This window comes from Amycolatopsis sp. NPDC051102 (assembly GCF_040682815.1).
Lineage (GTDB): Bacteria > Actinomycetota > Actinomycetes > Mycobacteriales > Pseudonocardiaceae > Amycolatopsis.
Genome location: NZ_JBFBBT010000039.1, coordinates 36,123 through 53,855 on the forward strand (window position 1 = coordinate 36,123; position 17,733 = coordinate 53,855).

Sequence of the window (17,733 nt, forward strand, 5' to 3'; positions counted from 1 at the left end):
CGTTGTTCGGTCGCGGCGGTAGCCGAGGAAAACGGGGTCGGGACACCCACTCGGGCGCATGGCAACCGCCCGAGCAGGTCCGCGCGTCGCGGAACGGCTCGGGGAACAAGGCGCGCCTGCCCGGCGAGCAGGCGATTCCCGCCTACACCCCGTCGATCGCGGTGCGCAGCATCGACGGGCACCTGGTCCGCACCGGCGTCGAGGTCTACGCCTGGTACCGGCTGGCGCCGCAGCGCTGGTCGTTCCGCTCGGACTCCCAGCGGCGCGACCTGATCGCGGCCATCGCCGGCCAGTACGCCGAGCTCCAGGGCCGCTGGCTGCACCTGCGCGTGACGAACCGGCCGTACCCGATCCGGATGTGGGCCGAGGCCCACGTCTACAACGCGCACGGCCGCCCGGGCGACGTCCCGGGCGCGTTGTCGTTCGACGACTACCTGATCGGCGAGCAGCAGCAGCTGATGGGCCGCTCGATGGCCGAAAAAGAGGTCTACCTGGGCGTTCAGGTGCAGACCCGCCGGATGGTGGACCGCGCGGTCGAGCGCGCCGCGCCGGTGCTGCGCAAGATCCTCCCCGAGGCCGTCGACGCCGAGCTGACCGCGCTGGACTCCGAGGTCGAGCACCTCGACCAGGTCATCGGCAGCGCGGGTCTGGAAGGCCGTCCGGTGCACGCCGAGGAGATGTCCTGGCTGATGCACCGCTCGTGCTCGCTGGGCCTGCCGGCGCCGCGGAACATGCCCGCCGTGCCGGGCGCGGCCTGGGAGCCCGAAGACCTGGCCAGCTTCACCGACGCCGCCGACTACTACGCCGACCCGTACGCGCCGACGGTGACCGTCCGCGGCCGCACCGGCTCCAACGCCGGCGTCTCGCGGCACCTGGCGATCTTGACGGTGGGGCAGATGCACGGCCTGCAGATCCCCGAGGTCGACGACCCGTGGATCCAGCACGCCGACCGGCTGCCCGCCGCGGTCGAGGTGTCCGCGCGCATCTACGTCCGGCGCCCCGAGGAAGTCGCCGGCGAGCTGCAGCGCCAGATGAACAAGGTGCGTTCGCAGGTCAAGCACTACACCGACGAGCACGAGCTCGAACCGCCGCAGTCGCTGTCCCGCCAAGCCGGGCGCGTGCTGGAGATCGACGACGAGATGACGTCGGGCTTCACCGCGCTGGCCACCCGCGTCCGGTCGTGGTGGCGGCTGGCGGTGTCCGGCCCGACCGAGCGCGACGCGCTGCGCCTGGCCCAGCAGCTGCTGGACCTGTACAAGCCGAAGATCGCCATCGAGCACCCCGAAGCCCAGTACGCGATGGCCCGCGAGTTCATCCCGGGCGAGCCCCTCGCATCGGCGGCGTACATGCGCCGCGGTTCGGTGGTCTGGGCGTCCTCGGCGGTCCCGACGGCGACGGCGGAGGTCGGCGACCGCCGCGGCATCCTCCTCGGCGAAACGTGCACGGCGACGCGCCGCCCGGTGGCCTGGGACCCGTGGATGGCCCAGGAGATCCGCGACGGCTCGGGCCTGACGGCGATGGTCGCCGGCCTGGGTGGCGGCAAGTCGTTCCTCGGCGGCGGCATCGTCTACAAGACGCTGCGTGCCGGGGCGAACTGGACGATCCTCGACCCTTCGGGTCCGTTGTCGCGGCTGTGCGACCTGCCGGAGCTGCGCCCGTACGCGCGGCCGATCAACCTGCTCAACGCCCAGCCGGGGATCCTGAACCCGTACCGCGTGGTCGCCGAGCCGCTGATCGAGCACTTCATGGACGAGGACGACCCCGAGCGTTCCTGGCGCCGCGAGAAAGCCCTCGCGGGCGCGACGCGACGGCGCCTCGTCCTGGACGTCCTGACGGGTGTCCTGCCGTACGAGGTGTCCCGGATGGCGCAGACGCGGATCGTGCTGCTGCGCGCGGTCCGCGCCGTCGGCGGCCGCTTCGACGCCGATCCTGGCCAGGTAATCGATGCCCTGCGCCGGGATTCCAGCGAGCACCACGAGCACGCGGGCGTCGTCGCGGACTTCCTGGACGAGATGCGCGAGCGGATGGCGCTGCTCATCCCGGAGACGGACGCGGACCCGTACTCCGAGACGCGCGACGACCGCCTGACGGTCCTGACGATGGCGGGCCTGACCCTGCCGAAGGACGGCGTCCCCCGCGAGTACTGGACGGACGCGGAGTCCCTCGGCGTCGAGATGCTGAACCTGGCGGCGTGGCTGACCCAGCGGTCGGTGTACGAGAAGCCGAAGGAGATGCGCAAGGGCGTCTGGATCGACGAGGCGTTCTTCCTGTCCGAGGTCCCGACCGGGCGCGTGCTTATGAACCGCTTCGCGCGTGACTCGCGCAAGTGGAACGTCCGGGTGCTGCTGTCGTCCCAGATCCCGGCGGACTTCCTGAAGATCCAGGGTTTCGTGGCCCTGCTGGACTCGGTGTTCGTGGGCCGCCTGGACGACGACGACGCCCAGGCGGACGCCCTGCGGCTGCTGAAGGTGCCCGTCGGCGTCGGCTACGAGCAGGTCGTGGCGGCACTGGGCCGCCGTCCCGGAGCGCAGCGGGGAATAGAGCGCGACGTGGAGCCCCGCCAGTTCATCTTCGGCGACGGCGCCGGAGGCGTGGAGCGCATCCGCGTCGACTTCTCCGGCCCGCACCTGGACCACCTGCGGGCGGTCATGGACACGACCCCGGGTTCGAAGGACGCGGCCACCCGCCGCCCGGGCAACGAGCTGGCCCTGCCGGTCACGGAGGAGAAGAAGCCGTACGTCGCGGTCCCACCCGAGGACGACATCTCACTGGAGCAGGACTTCGAGCTGGCGGCGGAGCTGGAGGTCGGCCTGGCCGACGAGAACCTCCTGGGCGCCCCGGACCCGCTGGCGTCGGAGACGGGCGAAGTGGAGGGCGGGGTCCAGCCGTCCAACGGGCAGCAGCAACACGCCCGCTCAGGTGGAAAGGGCGGCACCGGCCGGGACGCCGCATGAACACCGTGCTGACGCTGGCGGTCCTGCTGACGTTGGCCGCGGGGTGGCACTCGCTGAAGCGGCGGATCAAGGAAGGTCCGCGGCCGGGGCGGCGCACGCCGGGGCGCAAGGCGACGATGTTCGCCGTCATGCTCGTTTTCGGCCTGCAGGCCATCGCGACCGCGCCGGCGGCGAGCGCGGCGGCCTGTGGCGAGGCACCCAACCCGGAACGCCCCGGCGCGGGCATGGTCGGCGCGATCGACCCCGCCGAAGGCCACGGCGAGGCGGGCAGCCCGTACGTCGACTACAGCTACGCCGGGTTCGTCTGGAACACCTTCGAGACGAACTGCAGCGGGCTGAACCTGACCCCGGCCGGCTCGACGCTCGACACCTGGGGCGGCAACCAGCTGTTCAACCTGGGCAAGAACATCGTCGGCGCGACGAACTCCCTGCACTACACCGTGCTCGAAGGCGGCCTGCTCAACCCGCTCTACAGCGCGGTGAAGTCGGGCGCGGAGAAGGTCTACAACAACATCTACGCCCAGCTGTTCGGACTGGTCGCGCTGGTCATGTCGATCATGCTGTTCCGCAACATCTGGCGGGGTGACCTCGCCGCGGTCAGCAAACGGGCGCTGTACGCGCTGGCGGGTGTCTGGCTGGCCGCGTCGTCACTGGCGATGCTGCGGTACTTCGACCCGATCGACAAGGCAATCGTCCAGACCACGACGAACATCCAGGCCGGGTTCGTCGACGACTCCAACGACCGCGTCATCCGGCACGTGCTGCCGACGAACCTGCACAACGAAATCGTCTACAAGAACTGGATCCGCGGGGAGTTCGGTTCGCCGACCGCGCCGCAGGCCGACCAGTTCGGCCGTCCGCTGCTGGACGCGCAGGCGTTCACGTGGGCGCAGCTGCGCAACGGCGACGACGGCAACCAGGCCGTCATCGACGGCAAGAAGAACGCCTACAAGGACATCTCCACCAAGCTCGGCCCGGCCACCGGCTACTTCACCGGTGAGGCGGGCGGCCGCACCGGCGCCGGCTTCCTCTCCCTCGGCCAGGCCCTCGTCTACTCGCTCTTCCAGCTGCTGGCCAAGGCAAGCGTCCTGCTCGCCCAGGTCCTCATCCGCCTCTTCGCCCTCACCGCCCCCCTGATCGGCCTCATCGCGCTGCTGCACCCGGAGATCCTGCGCCGCGTGCTCAAGGTCGCCGGCGGGGTCGCCTTCAACCTCGTCGTCCTGTCCGTCCTCGCCGGTGTGCACGCCCTGCTGCTGCAAGCCATCTTCGACGCCGGCAACTCGCTGAACATGCTCACGCAGATGGTCCTCGCCGGGCTCATCACCGTGCTGCTGTTCATGGTCGGGCGGCCCGTGCGGCGGCTGTGGCAGATGGTCGAGATGTCGGTCAGCATGGTCGGCGCCGCCGTGCCGTCGCCGGGCGGCGGGATCTTCTCGCGGTTCCGGCGCAACCGCAGCGGCCCGACCCCGCAGGACGAGTTCTGGCAGAACGTGCGTGACACCGACGATGTCGTCGACGGCGAGCAGCGCGGCCCGCTCGGTGCCACCGCCGGCGGCGGCCGGTTCCGGCCGGAAGCCACGATCTTCGCCAACGCCCAGCGCCTGGACAACGGCGCGTCCCGCCCGGCCGCCGCGTGGTCCGGTGCCTGGCCCGGAGCCGTCGGAGGTGGCGGCTCCGCCGGTGCGCTGCCCGCGGGCGGCCGTCCCGGTTCTCCGGTGTTCGGCCAGTACAACCCGGCCGGCGGTGACGGCGGCGAGTACGTCGTCGTCGGGGCCGGCGGCCGTCCGACGACGCGGGAAGCGAGCCGGCGCGTCGACACCTCGCCGGTGGCCGACCGGCGGTGGAGCGACGAACCCGAGCCCGTCGTCGTGCCGTCCGATCTGCGCCCGCCCGAGTCCACCTTCAGCGACGCCGCGCCGCGGATGCCGGGCGTGCGCGCCCAGCCGCGTCGCGTCGACCCCGAAGTCGTCGCCGGCAAGCCCGTCTTCGTGCTCTACCGGCCCTCGCGCGGCATCGAGGTCCGCGAAGAGCGGGACACCGACCAAGCCATGGGGCGGTGACCGATGCCGATCCGCACCAACCGCGGCCGCACCGCGGTCTACCGGCGCCTGTGGGGGTGGCCGCTGCGCTCGCCCCGCCACCTGATGGGGACGCTGGTGTTCCTGGCCATCCTGGTCACCGCGCTCGGCATCGTGCTGCCGAAGGTCGTCGGGAAACCGCAGGCCAAGGCGTCGCCGGGCGGGCCGGGGACGACGACCTCGGTGACGACGACCCGGCCGGGCATCGCCGCGCCGGTGCCGACGTCGAACCTGCCGACCCGGTTGTCCACGCCGCTGGCCACCCCGACGCCGACGGCGCCGAACGGCGACGCGATCCGCGTCGCCAAGGAGTGGGCTGCGGCCTGGGTCAACCACCCGGCCGGCATCACCTCCGAACAGTGGCTCGCGCAGCTCAAGCCGTTCACCACCGAGGAGTACCTGCCGGTGATGTCGACGGTCGACCCGGCGAACATCCCGGCCACCAAGGTCACCGGTGAGCCGGTGGTCGGCACCTCGTACCCCAGTTCGGTGCAGCTGACCATCCCCACCGACGGGCCGAAACTGGCCATCACGGTGGTGAGCACGAACGCCGGCTGGCGGGTCGCCGACTACGACCAGGCGAGCTGACCGTGCGGCGCCTGGGGTTGTGGCTGGGGCTGGTCGTGTTCGTCGCGATCGGCGCGCTGGTCGTGACCGCGGTCGCCGCGAAGGTCGTCATCGACAACCAGCAGGCGCAGGCTCGGGGCGTGAGCCTGATGAGCTGCGACGCCTCGGTCGGGCCGACGCAGCCCGGCCAGGGCGACCGCGGCACGGTCGACGCGTCGAAGCTGGACGACGAGCAGCGCGGCATCGTCTCGGTGATCATCTCGGTCGGCAAGCAGCGGTCGCTGGCGCCGCGGGCCTGGCAGGTCGCGATCCAGGCCGGGATGACCGAGTCCGGGCTGCACAACCTGACCTACGGCGACCGCGACTCCCTGGGCATCTTCCAGATGCGCCCGTCGATGGGCTGGGGCACGGTGGCGCAGGTCACCGACCCGACGTACGAGGTCAACAAGTTCTACGACGTGCTCCAGGGCGTGCCGGACTGGGAGAACAAGCGGCCGGGCGACGCGGCCCAGGCCGTGGAGCGCTCGGGCTTCCCGGACCGCTACCACAAGTGGGAGCCGATGGCGGCGACCCTGGTGGAGAACGTCGGCCAGGTCGTCGACGTCGTCGCCTGCGGCACCGGCATGGGGGCGCTGCTGCCGCCGAGCCAGGCCGCCGCGAAGGCGATCAGTTTCGCGCTGGGCGAGCAGGGGAAGCCGTATGTGTGGGGTGCCACAGGCCCGGACTCGTACGACTGTTCAGGCCTGATGCTGCGCGCGTACGAGTCGGCCGGGATCATCCTGCCCCGCGTCTCCCAGGACCAGTACCACGCCGGCGCGCTGCTGCCGGTGCGCGAGGCACAGCCCGGTGACCTGCTGTTCCTCGCCACCGACCCGTCGGACCCGGCGTCCATCCACCACGTGATGATGTACCTGGGCGACAACAAGGTCGTCGAAGCGCAGCAGACGGGCGTCCCGGTGCACACGCGGGCGTTCTCCTTCGACGAGCGTGAACTCGTGCCGCAGGCGGTCCGCCCCGGCGTTTAGCATGGGTCGAGAGGGCCCTGACAGGACCAGCCGATTCACCCGACGTCGCGGCGCTTCCACGAGCAGGTGGCCGCGTACTGGCAGAGGATGAGCACGTGGGACGCAAATTCGGCAGGCGAGGCAAGTCCGGCGCGGGCGAGCCCCACGACCCGGCGGCGCTGTTCGGCGCGCCCCAGCCGCCAAGGCAGTCGGCACGTCCCGCGTCCAGCACGCCGCTGGCCGACCAGCTGAGCCAGGGCTATCCGGGAGTCGACGCGGGGTACGTGGTGCTGCCGAGGTCCCTGGCGGAGGGCATGTCGCTGCCGTGGCAGCACCAGATGGCGGCGCTGCTGGCCCAGTTCCACGCGGAGCACGCAGGCCTGGCGTGGCCGATCTACCGGGTGGTGCCATCCCGCTACGAGAAGCTGGCGGACCTCGACGAGGAGCAGCTGGCCGAGGCGGGCTACCTGGTCGAGATGGACGCCGACGGCGAGATGGTCTACCGCGAGCGAAGCGGCCGAAAGGTCGACGACCCGGAGAACACATCGGTCCTGGTGTCATGCCTGGACCCGATCCCGAAGCCGGTCGGACGCCCAGCACCCCCGACGGCATCCCCGACGGGCCAGGCACCGGCACCGATGAACATCGGCCCGGCGCCGGTGTGGCGGACGGTGCCCCACCCGCCCCCGGCACCTTCGGTACCGGGGACACCGGAGCAGGTGCCGGGTTGGAACCGCCCGGCTGCGTCGGAGGTTCCGGGCGGGCGTCCGGACGCGGTTTCGGCGGAGTGGTCGGTGGCGGGGGAGGCGGACTTGCCGGGCCCGGTGCGGGCGCCGTCGCCGCGCCATGCGGCTGCGGAGCCGTCGGGTGTGGGGCGGCCGGAGGCCGGTCCGGTTGAACGGGCGCCGCAGGAGCTTGCCAGCGCGGCGTCGGTCGGGTCGGGGCCGGAAAGCGCGGTTCCTGAGCCGTCTGCGGTCGAACCGGCGGCGAGGGAGGCGGGGCGTTCGGAGGCTGACGCGCCGAGCGGACCGGCACCGCGGGAAGCGGACCGGCCGGAGGCTGTCGCGGTCGAGCCATCGGTGGGTGGAGTGAGTCGGCCGGAGGCTGCTGCCGCGGTTGAACCGGCGCCGAGTGGGGCGAGTCGGCCGGCTGCTGCTGCGGTCGAACCGTCGCTGGGTGAGGTGAGTCGGCCGGAGGCTGCCGCCGCGGTCGAACCGTCGCTGGATGAGCTCAGTCGGCCGGGTGCTACCCCGGTTGAACCAGCGCCGGGTGAGGTGAGTCGGCCGGAGGGTGCTGCCGCGGTTGAATCGGCGCCGAGTGGGGTGAGCCAGCCGGAGACGGCCGCGCTTACTGCGGCTGAACTGGCGCCGCAGGGCGTGGATCGGCCGGAAGCTGCCACGTCGGCAGTCGGGGAACCGTTGCCGAGTGAAGCGGACCAGGCGGAGGCCGCTGCCGGGGCCGTAGTGGCGTCGCAGGGCGCGGATCGGCCGGAAGCTGCCGCACCGGCAGTCGGGGAACCGTTGCCGAGTGAAGCGGGCCGGCCAGAGGCCGGTGTCGGGGCCGTAGTGGCGTCGCAGGGCGCGGATCGGCCGGAAGCTGCCGCACCGGCAGTCGGGGAACCCTTGCAGAGTGAAGCGGACCAGCCGGAGGCTACTGCCGCGGCTGGATCGGTGCCGCAAGGCGCGGAGCGGCCGGAGGCCAGCGCGCCGGCTTCGATCGAACCAGCGCCAGCGGAGGCGAGTCACCAGGCCCCGAGCGAATCGGCGCCGCAGGAAGCGGACCGGCCGGAGGCCCCCGCACAAGGTGCGACTGAGTTCTTGCCGGGTGAGGCGAATCGTCCGGAGGTCGCTGCGGCTCATCCGGGGCTGCAGAGCGCGGATCGGCCAGAAGATCCCGCCCCGGCTGCCGCTGAACGACCGTCGGGGGAGGTGAGCCAGCCGGAGGTCCAGCCCACCGAATCGGCGCCGCAGCCGGAGGATTCCGCGCCGGCAGCAGTTGAACCGGCGCCGACGGAGGTGGAGGCCGCTTCCACCGTGCCCGAGCCAGCGTCGCGAGATGCCGATCGGCTGGAGGAGGGCACTTCGGCTTCGGATGAATCGGCAGCATGGAATGCCGCCCGCCTCGAACCCGCGCCATCGAATGAGCTGCGGTCCGAAGCGCCCGCGGCACAGAACGCCGCTGAGACCGAGGCGGCTGTGCCTCCGGCAGCTGAACCGCAACCGGCCCCGCCGGTGGCACCTCCTTCGCAGCCTGGCCAGACCGTGACGGGTGGCCAGGCGCAAGCCGGTCCGCCGCCGGTTGCTCCGGGCAATGCACCCCAGCTTGGTCAGGCCACCCCACAGCCTGCAGTCCCGCGCCTGCCGGCCGCGGCGAGTGGTCCGCAGCCGCCGGTTCCTGCCGGCACCGCTCCCCAGCCTGACCAGACAGCCTCACCGCAGGCGGCTCCGCCTGTAAGCCCGCAGCTGCCAGCCGCGGTGAGTGGTCCCGCGCCCGCCGAATCACCGGCGCCCGCAATTCCGCAGCCACCAGCGGCGGGTGGCCAGGCAGTCGGCGAAGCGCAGGCCCCGCCGCCAGTTGCGCCGGGCGGCGCGCCCCAGCCCGCCTCACCGCAGGCGCCTGCCATTCCGCAGCCGCCCGTCGTGGCCCAGCCTGCCTCCCCGCAGGCGCAACCCCCGCTGACCGGCTCCCAGCTCCCCCGGCCGCCCTGGGGAACCCCCGACCTCCAGGCTCCTCCCACCAACCCGAGCCCCACCCAGACACCGGAGATCGCCCCCGGTCCGCCGCTGCCGAGCACGAACCCGCCCAGCTGGGAGACCACCCACCCGGCGCCCGGCGCAGTCCCGCCGCCGGCAGAGGGCAGCCCGGCCCACGCCGCTTCGACCCCGTGGGAGACGACCCGGGACATTCCGCACCCGGCCCCCAGCGGACCCTCACCCCAGGCGAGCAACGCACCCCGGCCCAAGCCGGTCTTCCCCGGCCCGGAATCGACCCCCCAGCCGTTCCCCGCCCGCCACGCCGCCCCGGCGCGGCCGGTCTTCCCCGGCCCCGGCACCATGCCCCCGGTTCCGCCCGCTCCCAACGCCCGGCCCGTCTTCCCCGGGCGGGACACGCCCCTTCCGCAGCCCTCGCGGCAGGAGCCCGACACCCCGCCCCGTGGTACTCCGCGTGGCTGGTTCGACGAATTCCCCGAGCAGCCCGAAACCGAAGAACCGCAGGACTTCGGCCCCACCGGACAGCCGACCGAGATCCCGTACCGGTACAAGCGCTGACAGCCGGGCCTCCGGATGCGAACCTGGAGGCATGGCGAAAGATCCGAACCCGGACCCGGGGTGGTACTACAACACCCGCACCAACCAGGTCGAGCACCTCGAACGCGGCCGCGGCATCGATCTGCTCGGCCCCTACCCGGACGAGGCCACCGCCCGGCGCGCCCTCGAGATCGCCCGGGAGCGCACCCGGCGGGCCGATGCCGAGGACGACGACTAGACCACCAGCTGCGGGCCCAGCACGAACGCCGGGTCCACCTGTGAAACGAGGTCGGCGCCCGCCCAGGCCCGGGCGTTGCGCAGGTGGAACTCGACCGCCTGCTGCTGGTATCGCGCCCAGTCGCGCTGCTCCGCGTCCACCGTCGAAAGCATCGAACGCAACGTCGAGAGGTTGCGCGGCTCGAGCTCGCTGATCGGCCGGGCCGAGCCGCGCTCCGCCGCGCGCACGTGCCGGGACGCCGACAGCCAGCCCAGCAGCGCGCCGCCCACCTCGTCCTGCAGGAACTCCACGTCCTCCGCGTCCGTCACCTTGTTGCCCACCACCACGAGCCGCACGCCGAAGTCGCGCGCGTAGTCCGCGTACTGGCGGTACACCCCCACGCTGCGGACCGTCGGCTCGCACACCAGGAACGTCACGTCGAACCGCGTGAACAGCCCCGACGCGAACGCGTCCGCGCCCGCCGTCATGTCCATCACGACGTATTCGCCCTCGACGTCGACCATGTGGTTCAGCAGCAGCTCCGCCGCCCCCACCTTCGAGTGGTAGCACTTGACGCCGAGGTCGTCCTCGTCGAACTGGCCGGTGACGCCGAGCCGGACGCCGCCCAGCTGCCGGAAGCACGCCGAGAACACCGGGTTGTCCTCGAACGGCCGGACCAGCCGCGATCCGCGGCCCGGCGGCGTCGTCTTGATCATCGACGCCGCGTCCGGGATCCGCGGGTTGTCGCCGCGCAGGTAGTCCTTGATCAGGGCCATGTTGTCGCCGAGCGTCGGCCAGGCGAGTGCTTCCTCCTCGGTCGCGCCGAGCGCCACCGCGAGGTGCTGGTTGATGTCGGCGTCGATGGCGAGCACCGGCAGCCCGGCGTCGGCGAGGTACGCGACGAACAGCGACGACAAGGTGGTCTTGCCGCTGCCGCCCTTGCCGACGAACGCGATCTTCACAGTCGATCCTTTCTGGCAATGAAGACGGTTTTCATTATTACCGGGCAACGTACACCCGACCGGCCCGCGCCCGATCGGGCGATCTCCGGGCCCGGAGCGGGTTAGGGTTGGGGGGTGCCTCCCCTCGTGATCAGGACACACTCGGCGGGCGGGGACTTCGGCCCCCTGCGTGCCGAGTTTTCGCTGCCGGAGTCGTTCGGGCCCGAGGTGCTGGCCGAAGCGGAGGCGGCGGTCCTCGACCCGCTCGCCAGCGCGGGCCCCCGCGAGGACGCGACGGACCTGCCGCTGGTCACCATCGACCCACCCGGCGCCAAGGACCTCGACCAGGCGATGGTCGTCGAGAAGACCGCGCACGGCTTCCGCGTGCACTACGCCATCGCCGACCTCGCCGCGTTCGTGCCGCCCGGCGGCGCGCTCGACCGCGAGTCGCGCCGGCGCGGGCAGACGCTCTACCTGCCGGACGGGAACGTCCCGCTGCACCCGCCGGTGCTGTCCGAAGGCGCGGCGAGCCTGCTGCCCGGCGAGGTCCGGCCCGCGGTGCTCTGGACGATCGAGACCGACGACGCCGGCGAGCCGACGGCCACCCGGGTGCGCCGCGCGCTGGTCCGGTCCACCGAGCAGTTCGACTACGAGACCGTGCAGGCCGCGCTCGACGCGGGCCACCCGCACCCGTCGGTGGCCGCGCTGCCCGAGCTGGGCCGGCGGCGGCGCGAGCTGGCCGTCCGGCGCGGCGCGGTCGAGCTGCAGCTGCCGGAGCAGGAGATCACCGGCGACCCGGACGGCGGCTGGGTGCTCGCCCGCCGCCCGCGCACGGCCGTCGACGCGTGGAACGCCGAAATCTCGCTGCTCACCGGCATGGCCGCCGCGCGGATCATGCTCGACGCGCGGATCGGCGTCCTGCGCACGCTGCCCGATCCGGAGCCCGAGGCCGTCGACTGGCTGCGCCGCTCGGCCGAGGCGCTGGGCATCGCCTGGGCGCCCGGGACGACCGTTTCGGAGTTCCTGGCCACCCTGGACCCCGGCCAGCCCGCGTCGATGGCGCTCTACGCCGACACGACCCGGCTGCTGCGCGGCGCGGGCTACACGGCGTTCGACGGAGAGCTGCCCGCGCTGACGACGCACGCGGGCATCGGCGGCGCGTACGCGCACGTAACGGCGCCGATCCGGCGGCTGGTCGACCGGTTCGCCACGGAGATCTGCCTCGCCGTTTCGGCCGGCCGCGAGGTCCCGGACTGGGTGCGCGCGGCCCTGGCCGACGTCCCGGAGCGGATGAGCGCGTCCGACACGCTCGCCGCGAAGGTCGAGCGGGCGTGCATCGACCAGGTCGAGGCGTGGGTCCTGGCCGAGCACGTCGGCGGCGAGTTCAGCGCGGTGGTGCTGCGCGCGGACGAGAACAAGGCGGAGATCCTGGTCGAGGACCCGACGGTGATGGCGAAGTGCGCGGGGGAGAAGCTGACCGCGGGCGAGCGGATCGCGGTCCGGCTGACGGCGGTCGACGTCGACAAGCGGAAGGTGTCGTTCGAACGCGCATGACGTACCTGGTCGACGATCTCGGGGAACCGGTGCCGCTGTCCGGACCGGCGTCGCGGGTGGTGTCGCTCGTCCCGTCGCTGACGGAAGCGGTCGAGGTCAGCGCACCCGGCCGCCTCGCCGGCGCGACGGACTACTGCACCCATCCGTCCACTTTGGATGTACCACGGGTGGGCGGGTCGAAGTACCCGAAGCTGGACCGGGTCCTCGACCTGGCCCCGGACCTGGTGCTGGCCAACGCGGAGGAGAACCGCCAGGAGGACGTGGAACGCCTGCGCGCCAACGGGATCCCGGTGTGGGTGATGGCCGCGGCGGCCACGGTCCCGGCCGCGCTCGGCTCGCTGCGGCGGATCCTGACGCAGGCGTACGAACTGGACGAGCCGGACTGGCTGGTCACGGCGGAAGAGGTCTGGCGCGAGGTCCGGCCGGTGCGCTTCCACGCGCTGGTCCCGGTGTGGCGCAAGCCGTGGATCGTCCTGGGCCGCGACACGTTCGCGGGCGACGTCCTGCGCCGCATCGGCGTGGCGAACGTGTACGCGGGTTCGGAGGAGCGGTACCCGCGACCGGACGTCGAGGAGCTGCGGGCGCACCTGAGCGCGGACGCGGACCTGCTGGTGCTGCCGGACGAGCCGTACCTGTTCACCGAGGAGGACGGCCCGGACCACTTCCCGGACGCGCGGTACGTCCTGGTCTCGGGCCGCCACCTCACCTGGTACGGACCGTCACTCGTCGAGGCGCACGCCGCTCTTACAGCGTCAATCCCGTCAGGACCGTGACCCGCTCCTCCGTGAAGTCCGCCATCGCCGACGCCGGACCTTCGCGGCCCACGCCCGAGTCCTTCACCCCGCCGTACGGCATCTGATCCGCGCGGAAGCTCGGCACGTCACCCACGATCACGCCACCCACGTGAAGCGCCGCCGACACCTCGAAGGCCGTCGGGACATCGCGCGTGACCACGCCCGCCTGCAGCCCGAAGCGGGACGCGTTGATCCGCGCGACCCCGTCGGCCACCGACGGCACCCGGACCAGCGAAACCACCGGCCCGAACACCTCTTCTGCCATGACCGAGGCGTCCTCGGGGACGTCCGCCAGCACCGTCGGCTCCACCGTGGCCCCCGACCGGCCACCGCCCGTCAGCAAGCGAGCTCCGGACGACACCGCCGACGAAATCCACGACGACACCCGCGACGCAGCGTCGTCGTTGATCAGCGGGCCCACGTCCACCCCTTCGGCGCGCGGGTCGCCGGTGCGCAACGCCCGGACCTCGGCAACCACCTTCGAGGCCAGCTCGTCGAAGACCGAATCGTGCGCGTACACCCGCTGCACCGAAATGCACGACTGCCCCGCCTGGTACATCGCGAAGGTCGCGATCCGCTGGGCCGCGAAGTCCAGGTCGGTCCAGTCCGGGCAGACCAGGACCGCCGCGTTGCCGCCCAGCTCCAGTGCCACGTGCTTGCGCGGGACGCGGTCGCGGATCGCCCAGCCCACCGGGACCGAGCCGGTGAACGAGACCACCGGCAGCCGCGGGTCCTCGACCAGGCGGGACGACGTCTCGTTGTCCACCGGCAGGATCGACCACGAGCCCGCCGGGAGGTCCGCCGACGCCAGGATTTCGCCCAGCAGCAACGCCGTCAGCGGCGTCGCCGGCGCGGGCTTGAGCACGATCGGCGCGCCCACCGCGATCGCCGGGGCCACCTTGTGCGCCACCAGGTTCAGCGGGAAGTTGAACGGCGTGATGCCCAGCACCGGCCCGCGCGGCACGCGGCGGACCAGGGCCAGCCGGCCGGTGCCGCCCGGGTCGGTGTCGAGCCGCTGCAGTTCGCCCGAGAAGCGGCGGGCCTCCTCGGCGGCCCAGCGGAACGTCGACACCGCGCGCCCCACCTCGCCGCGTGCCCACTTCAGCGGCTTGCCGGACTCGGCCGTGATCAGGGCCGCGATCTCTTCGGACCGCTCACCCAGCGATCGGGACACGTGGTCCAGCGCCCCGGCGCGGACGTGCGCGGGCAGCGTGGCGAACTCGTCGGCGACGTCGGCCGCGGCCTGCACCGCGGCTTCGACGTCGGCCTCCGACGGGACGAAGTGCGACCCCGCCGTGGAGCCGTCGAACGAGTGGCGGACGACGGACGTCGCGCCGGCGGTCACCGGCTTGCCGGCGACCCAGAACGGGGAAGTCATGCGCGAGCCTCCGTGCGGACAGCGTGCTCGAGAACCGCCAGGCCCTCGTCGAGCAGGTCGTTGGACAGCGACAGCGGCGGCAGCAGCCGGACCACGTTGCCGTAGGTGCCGCAGGTCAGCACCACCACGCCGGCGCGGTGGCAGGCCGCCGCGACGCGCTTGGTGAGGTCCGCGTCCGGCTCGGTGGTCCCGGGACGGACGAACTCCGCGGCGAGCATCGCGCCGCGCCCGCGGACGTCGCCGATGACGCCCGTTTCGGTGGCCAGCGCCTGCAGCCGCGGCAGGACGGCGCCTTCGATGCGCTTGGCCGACGCGGCGAGGTCCTCGTTCTTCATCGTCTCGATCGAGCCCAGCGCCGCGGCGCAGGCGATCGGGTTGCCGCCGTACGTGCCGCCGAGGCCGCCCGGCGGGACCGCGTCCAGCAGCTCGGCGCGGCCGGTGACGGCGGACAGCGGAAGGCCGCCCGCGATGCCCTTGGCCGTTGCGATCAGGTCCGGCACCACGTCCTCGTCGGACGAGGCGAACCAGGAACCGGTGCGGCAGAAGCCCGTCTGGACCTCGTCGGCGACGAACACGACGCCGTTTTCGCGGCACCACGCCGAAATCGCGGGCAGGAACCCCCGCGCGGGCTCGATGAACCCGCCTTCGCCCTGGATCGGCTCCAGCACGACGGCGGCCACCTGGTCGCCGCCGATCTGCTTCTCGATCCGGTCGATGGCCAAGGCCGCCGCCTCGGGGCCGGCCAGGCCGTCGCGGAACGGGTACGAGCCCGGCACGCGGTAGACCTCGGGCGCGAACGGGCCGAAGCCGTGCTTGTAGGGCACCGACTTCGCGGTCATGCCCATGGTGAGGTTGGTGCGGCCGTGGTAGGCGTGGTCGAACACGACGACGGCTTGGCGCCCGGTCGCCACCCGGGCGATCTTCACGGCGTTCTCGACCGCTTCGGCGCCGGAGTTGAACAGCACCGACTTCTTCGCGTGGTCGCCCGGCGTCAGCTCGGCCAAGGCTTCGCAGACCTCGACGTACCCCTCGTACGGCGTGACCATGAAGCAGGTGTGGGTGAACCAGCACGCCTGCTTGCGGATGCGGTCGACGACCGCCGGTGCGGAGTGCCCGACGTTGGCCACCGCGATGCCGGAGCCGAAGTCGATCAGCACGTTGCCGTCGGCGTCGGTGAGCAGGCCGCCGCTGGCGGAGGTGACGTAGACGGGCAGCACCGAGCTGACCCCGGCGGCGACGGCGGCGGTGCGCCGCTCCTGCAGCTCACGCGAGAGCGGGCCGGGGATCTCGGTCTGCAGCCTGCGCTGCCGGGGCGCCGGGGCCTGCGGCCCGGCGGTGGTGGGTGCGGTCACGGCGTGCTCCTGGGAAGTCGGGGACGTCCCCAGGATGAGTCCCGCGGCCACCGGCGTCAGCTGGCCGTTCTGTACAGATCGGAGCGTACGATTGGCCGTTATGGCACTCACGCTGGCCGGCTTGGCCGCCGAGCGCCCGCTCGGGCTGCGGGTGCTGACCGGCGACGAACTCCTGGACCGCGCGATCGGCTGGGTGCACCCCACCGAGCTGACCGACCCGCAGGCGTTCCTCGAGGGCGGTGAGCTGCTGCTCACCACCGGCCTGGCGCTGGACGAAGCGACGTCGCCGGCCTACGTGCGCCGCCTGGTCGACGCCGGGGTGGCGGGCCTCGGCTTCGGCGTCGGGCTGAGCCACGAGGCCGTGCCGCGCTCACTCGTGACGACGGCGGCTTCGGTCGGGTTGCCGGTGCTGGAGGTACCGCGCGAGACGCCGTTCATCGCGATCACCCGCGCGGTCTCGCGGGCGGTGGCGGCGGACGAGTACGCGACGACGGTCCGCATCGGCCGTGCCCAGCAGGAACTGACCCGCACGGCGGTCGGCAAGGGCGGCCCGGCCGGGGTGCTGCGCAAGCTGGCGAAGCTGGTCGACGGCTGGGTGCTGCTGCTCGACACAGTGGGCGCCGAGGGAACCGGCCCCGCGATGTCTTACGCCGACGAAGTGCGTGAAGAGCTGAAGCAGCTCCGCTCGGGTACGCGGGTCTTCGCGCTCGACGGGTACGAAGTCGTGCTGCAGACCCTGCCGACGCGGGTCCGCCGGGCGCTGGCGGTCGGCACGCCCGAGCCGCTCGACACCGCCGGGCGGCACGTGGTGAACACGGCGGTCGCGCTGCTTTCCCTGGCGCTGGAACAGGATCTGCAGCTCACGCACGCGTGGCGGTTCCTGCGGACCGGCCTGGTGGACCTGCTCGCGGAGGGCAGGCACGAGCTGGCCTTGGGGGTGATGACCACGGTCTGGGGCGATCCGCCGGAGCCGCCGTGGGCGCTGGTCGCGCTGGTCGGCAACCCGGGACAGCGGCGCCGGGTGTGCGATGCCCTGGAGGGGGATCCTTCCCTCTTCTTCGCCGAGTCGGGCTCGGCGGTGCTCGTGGCCGGTCGATCCGGCGGCGACGTGCTGGACCGCGCCCTGGCCGCCGCGGCGACCGTCGGGCCGATGTACGCCGGCCTGGCCGATCCGGTGGCGATCGAGGACTTCGCGGCCGGAGCGGAGCAAGCCGACCTCGCGGCCCGCGCGGCCGAAGCCGAGGGCAAGCCGTTGGTGACGTACGCCGAGCACTCGGCCCGCGGCCTGCTGTCCCTCATCGACCCGGTGGTGGCCCGCATCTACGGCGAGAACCTGCTGGCCCCGCTGCGCCACCACGACGAAACCGGCCGCGGCGACCTCGTCGAATCCCTGCGCTGCTGGCTGGAGCACCACGGCCACTGGGACGTCGCCGCGGCCCGGCTGGGCGTCCACCGGCACACGCTGCGGAACCGGATCACCAAGGCGCAGGAGCTGCTGGGCCGCGACCTGGACTCCCCGGGCGTCCGCGCCGAGCTGTGGGTGGCCCTGCAGACCTAGCTGTGATGTCCAGGGACGTTGTCCTGAGTTGAGGTGACCTGGTGGCGGCCTGTCGTGCTGACAGGTGAAGGCCTCCGGATGTGAAGTG

Annotated in this window: 12 protein-coding genes; 9 read left to right on the plus strand and 3 right to left on the minus strand. The window is 72.7% G+C overall.

What is annotated here, in order from left to right:
• Positions 1-2: 2 nt before the first annotated feature.
• From AB0M93_RS47435 to AB0M93_RS47460, 6 genes are all read left to right on the plus strand, one after another.
• A complete protein-coding gene (locus AB0M93_RS47435; protein WP_364287715.1) occupies positions 3-2,954 on the plus strand; it encodes an ATP-binding protein in 2,952 nt (983 codons plus the stop codon).
• Positions 2,951-5,014: a magnesium transporter gene (locus AB0M93_RS47440; protein ID WP_364287718.1), complete on the plus strand. Its 2,064-nt coding sequence runs from the start codon at positions 2,951-2,953 to the stop codon at positions 5,012-5,014. Before AB0M93_RS47435 ends, AB0M93_RS47440 begins: the two co-directional genes overlap by 4 nt.
• 3 nt (positions 5,015-5,017) lie before the next feature.
• A complete protein-coding gene (locus AB0M93_RS47445; RefSeq protein ID WP_364287721.1) occupies positions 5,018-5,620 on the plus strand; it encodes a hypothetical protein in 603 nt (200 codons plus the stop codon).
• A 2-nt stretch (positions 5,621-5,622) separates the two neighbouring features.
• The gene (locus tag AB0M93_RS47450) at positions 5,623-6,624 is read left to right on the plus strand and encodes a C40 family peptidase (protein ID WP_364287724.1); all 1,002 of its coding nucleotides are present in this window, start codon (positions 5,623-5,625) and stop codon (positions 6,622-6,624) included.
• A gap of 2,618 nt (positions 6,625-9,242) precedes the next feature.
• The gene (locus tag AB0M93_RS47455) at positions 9,243-9,872 is read left to right on the plus strand and encodes a hypothetical protein (protein ID WP_364287727.1); all 630 of its coding nucleotides are present in this window, start codon (positions 9,243-9,245) and stop codon (positions 9,870-9,872) included.
• Positions 9,873-9,903: 31 nt separating this feature from the next.
• Positions 9,904-10,089 (plus strand): hypothetical protein, encoded by a 186-nt coding sequence (locus AB0M93_RS47460; protein ID WP_364287730.1) that lies wholly within the window; start codon positions 9,904-9,906, stop codon positions 10,087-10,089.
• Here the strand turns inward: AB0M93_RS47460 and AB0M93_RS47465 are convergent.
• Complete coding sequence (locus AB0M93_RS47465) at positions 10,086-11,030, minus strand: ATP-binding protein (RefSeq protein WP_364287732.1); 945 nt, start codon at positions 11,028-11,030, stop codon at positions 10,086-10,088. The genes AB0M93_RS47460 and AB0M93_RS47465 overlap by 4 nt on opposite strands.
• 126 nt (positions 11,031-11,156) lie before the next feature.
• Here AB0M93_RS47465 and AB0M93_RS47470 point away from each other — a divergent pair, with 126 nt between their 5' ends.
• Both AB0M93_RS47470 and AB0M93_RS47475 read left to right on the plus strand, forming a co-directional pair.
• Positions 11,157-12,563, plus strand: coding sequence for an RNB domain-containing ribonuclease (locus tag AB0M93_RS47470; protein WP_364287734.1), 1,407 nt, complete (start codon positions 11,157-11,159; stop codon positions 12,561-12,563).
• A complete protein-coding gene (locus AB0M93_RS47475) occupies positions 12,560-13,336 on the plus strand; it encodes a helical backbone metal receptor (RefSeq protein WP_364287737.1) in 777 nt (258 codons plus the stop codon). Before AB0M93_RS47470 ends, AB0M93_RS47475 begins: the two co-directional genes overlap by 4 nt.
• Here the strand turns inward: AB0M93_RS47475 and AB0M93_RS47480 are convergent.
• Both AB0M93_RS47480 and gabT read right to left on the minus strand, forming a co-directional pair.
• Complete coding sequence (locus AB0M93_RS47480) at positions 13,308-14,735, minus strand: aldehyde dehydrogenase family protein (protein WP_364287740.1); 1,428 nt, start codon at positions 14,733-14,735, stop codon at positions 13,308-13,310. The two genes, AB0M93_RS47475 and AB0M93_RS47480, sit on opposite strands and share 29 nt — an antisense overlap.
• On the minus strand, positions 14,732-16,087 hold the full coding sequence (gene gabT, locus AB0M93_RS47485; protein WP_364287743.1) for a 4-aminobutyrate--2-oxoglutarate transaminase: 1,356 nt from the start codon (positions 16,085-16,087) through the stop codon (positions 14,732-14,734). Before gabT ends, AB0M93_RS47480 begins: the two co-directional genes overlap by 4 nt.
• Before the next feature lie 100 nt (positions 16,088-16,187).
• Between gabT and AB0M93_RS47490 the strand changes: the two genes are divergently transcribed.
• Positions 16,188-17,645, plus strand: coding sequence for a PucR family transcriptional regulator (locus AB0M93_RS47490; protein WP_364287746.1), 1,458 nt, complete (start codon positions 16,188-16,190; stop codon positions 17,643-17,645).
• Positions 17,646-17,733 lie beyond the last annotated feature (88 nt).

Excerpts from the sequence above, each read along its gene's own strand:
- AB0M93_RS47475 (WP_364287737.1), top strand. The coding sequence starts at position 12,560 with ATGACGTACCTGGTCGACGATCTCGGGGAACCGGTGCCGCTGTCCGGA.
- AB0M93_RS47440 (WP_364287718.1), top strand. The coding sequence starts at position 2,951 with ATGAACACCGTGCTGACGCTGGCGGTCCTGCTGACGTTGGCCGCGGGG.
- AB0M93_RS47480 (WP_364287740.1), bottom strand. The coding sequence starts at position 14,735 with ATGACTTCCCCGTTCTGGGTCGCCGGCAAGCCGGTGACCGCCGGCGCG.
- AB0M93_RS47490 (WP_364287746.1), top strand. The coding sequence starts at position 16,188 with ATGGCACTCACGCTGGCCGGCTTGGCCGCCGAGCGCCCGCTCGGGCTG.
- AB0M93_RS47460 (WP_364287730.1), top strand. The coding sequence starts at position 9,904 with ATGGCGAAAGATCCGAACCCGGACCCGGGGTGGTACTACAACACCCGC.
- AB0M93_RS47445 (WP_364287721.1), top strand. The coding sequence starts at position 5,018 with ATGCCGATCCGCACCAACCGCGGCCGCACCGCGGTCTACCGGCGCCTG.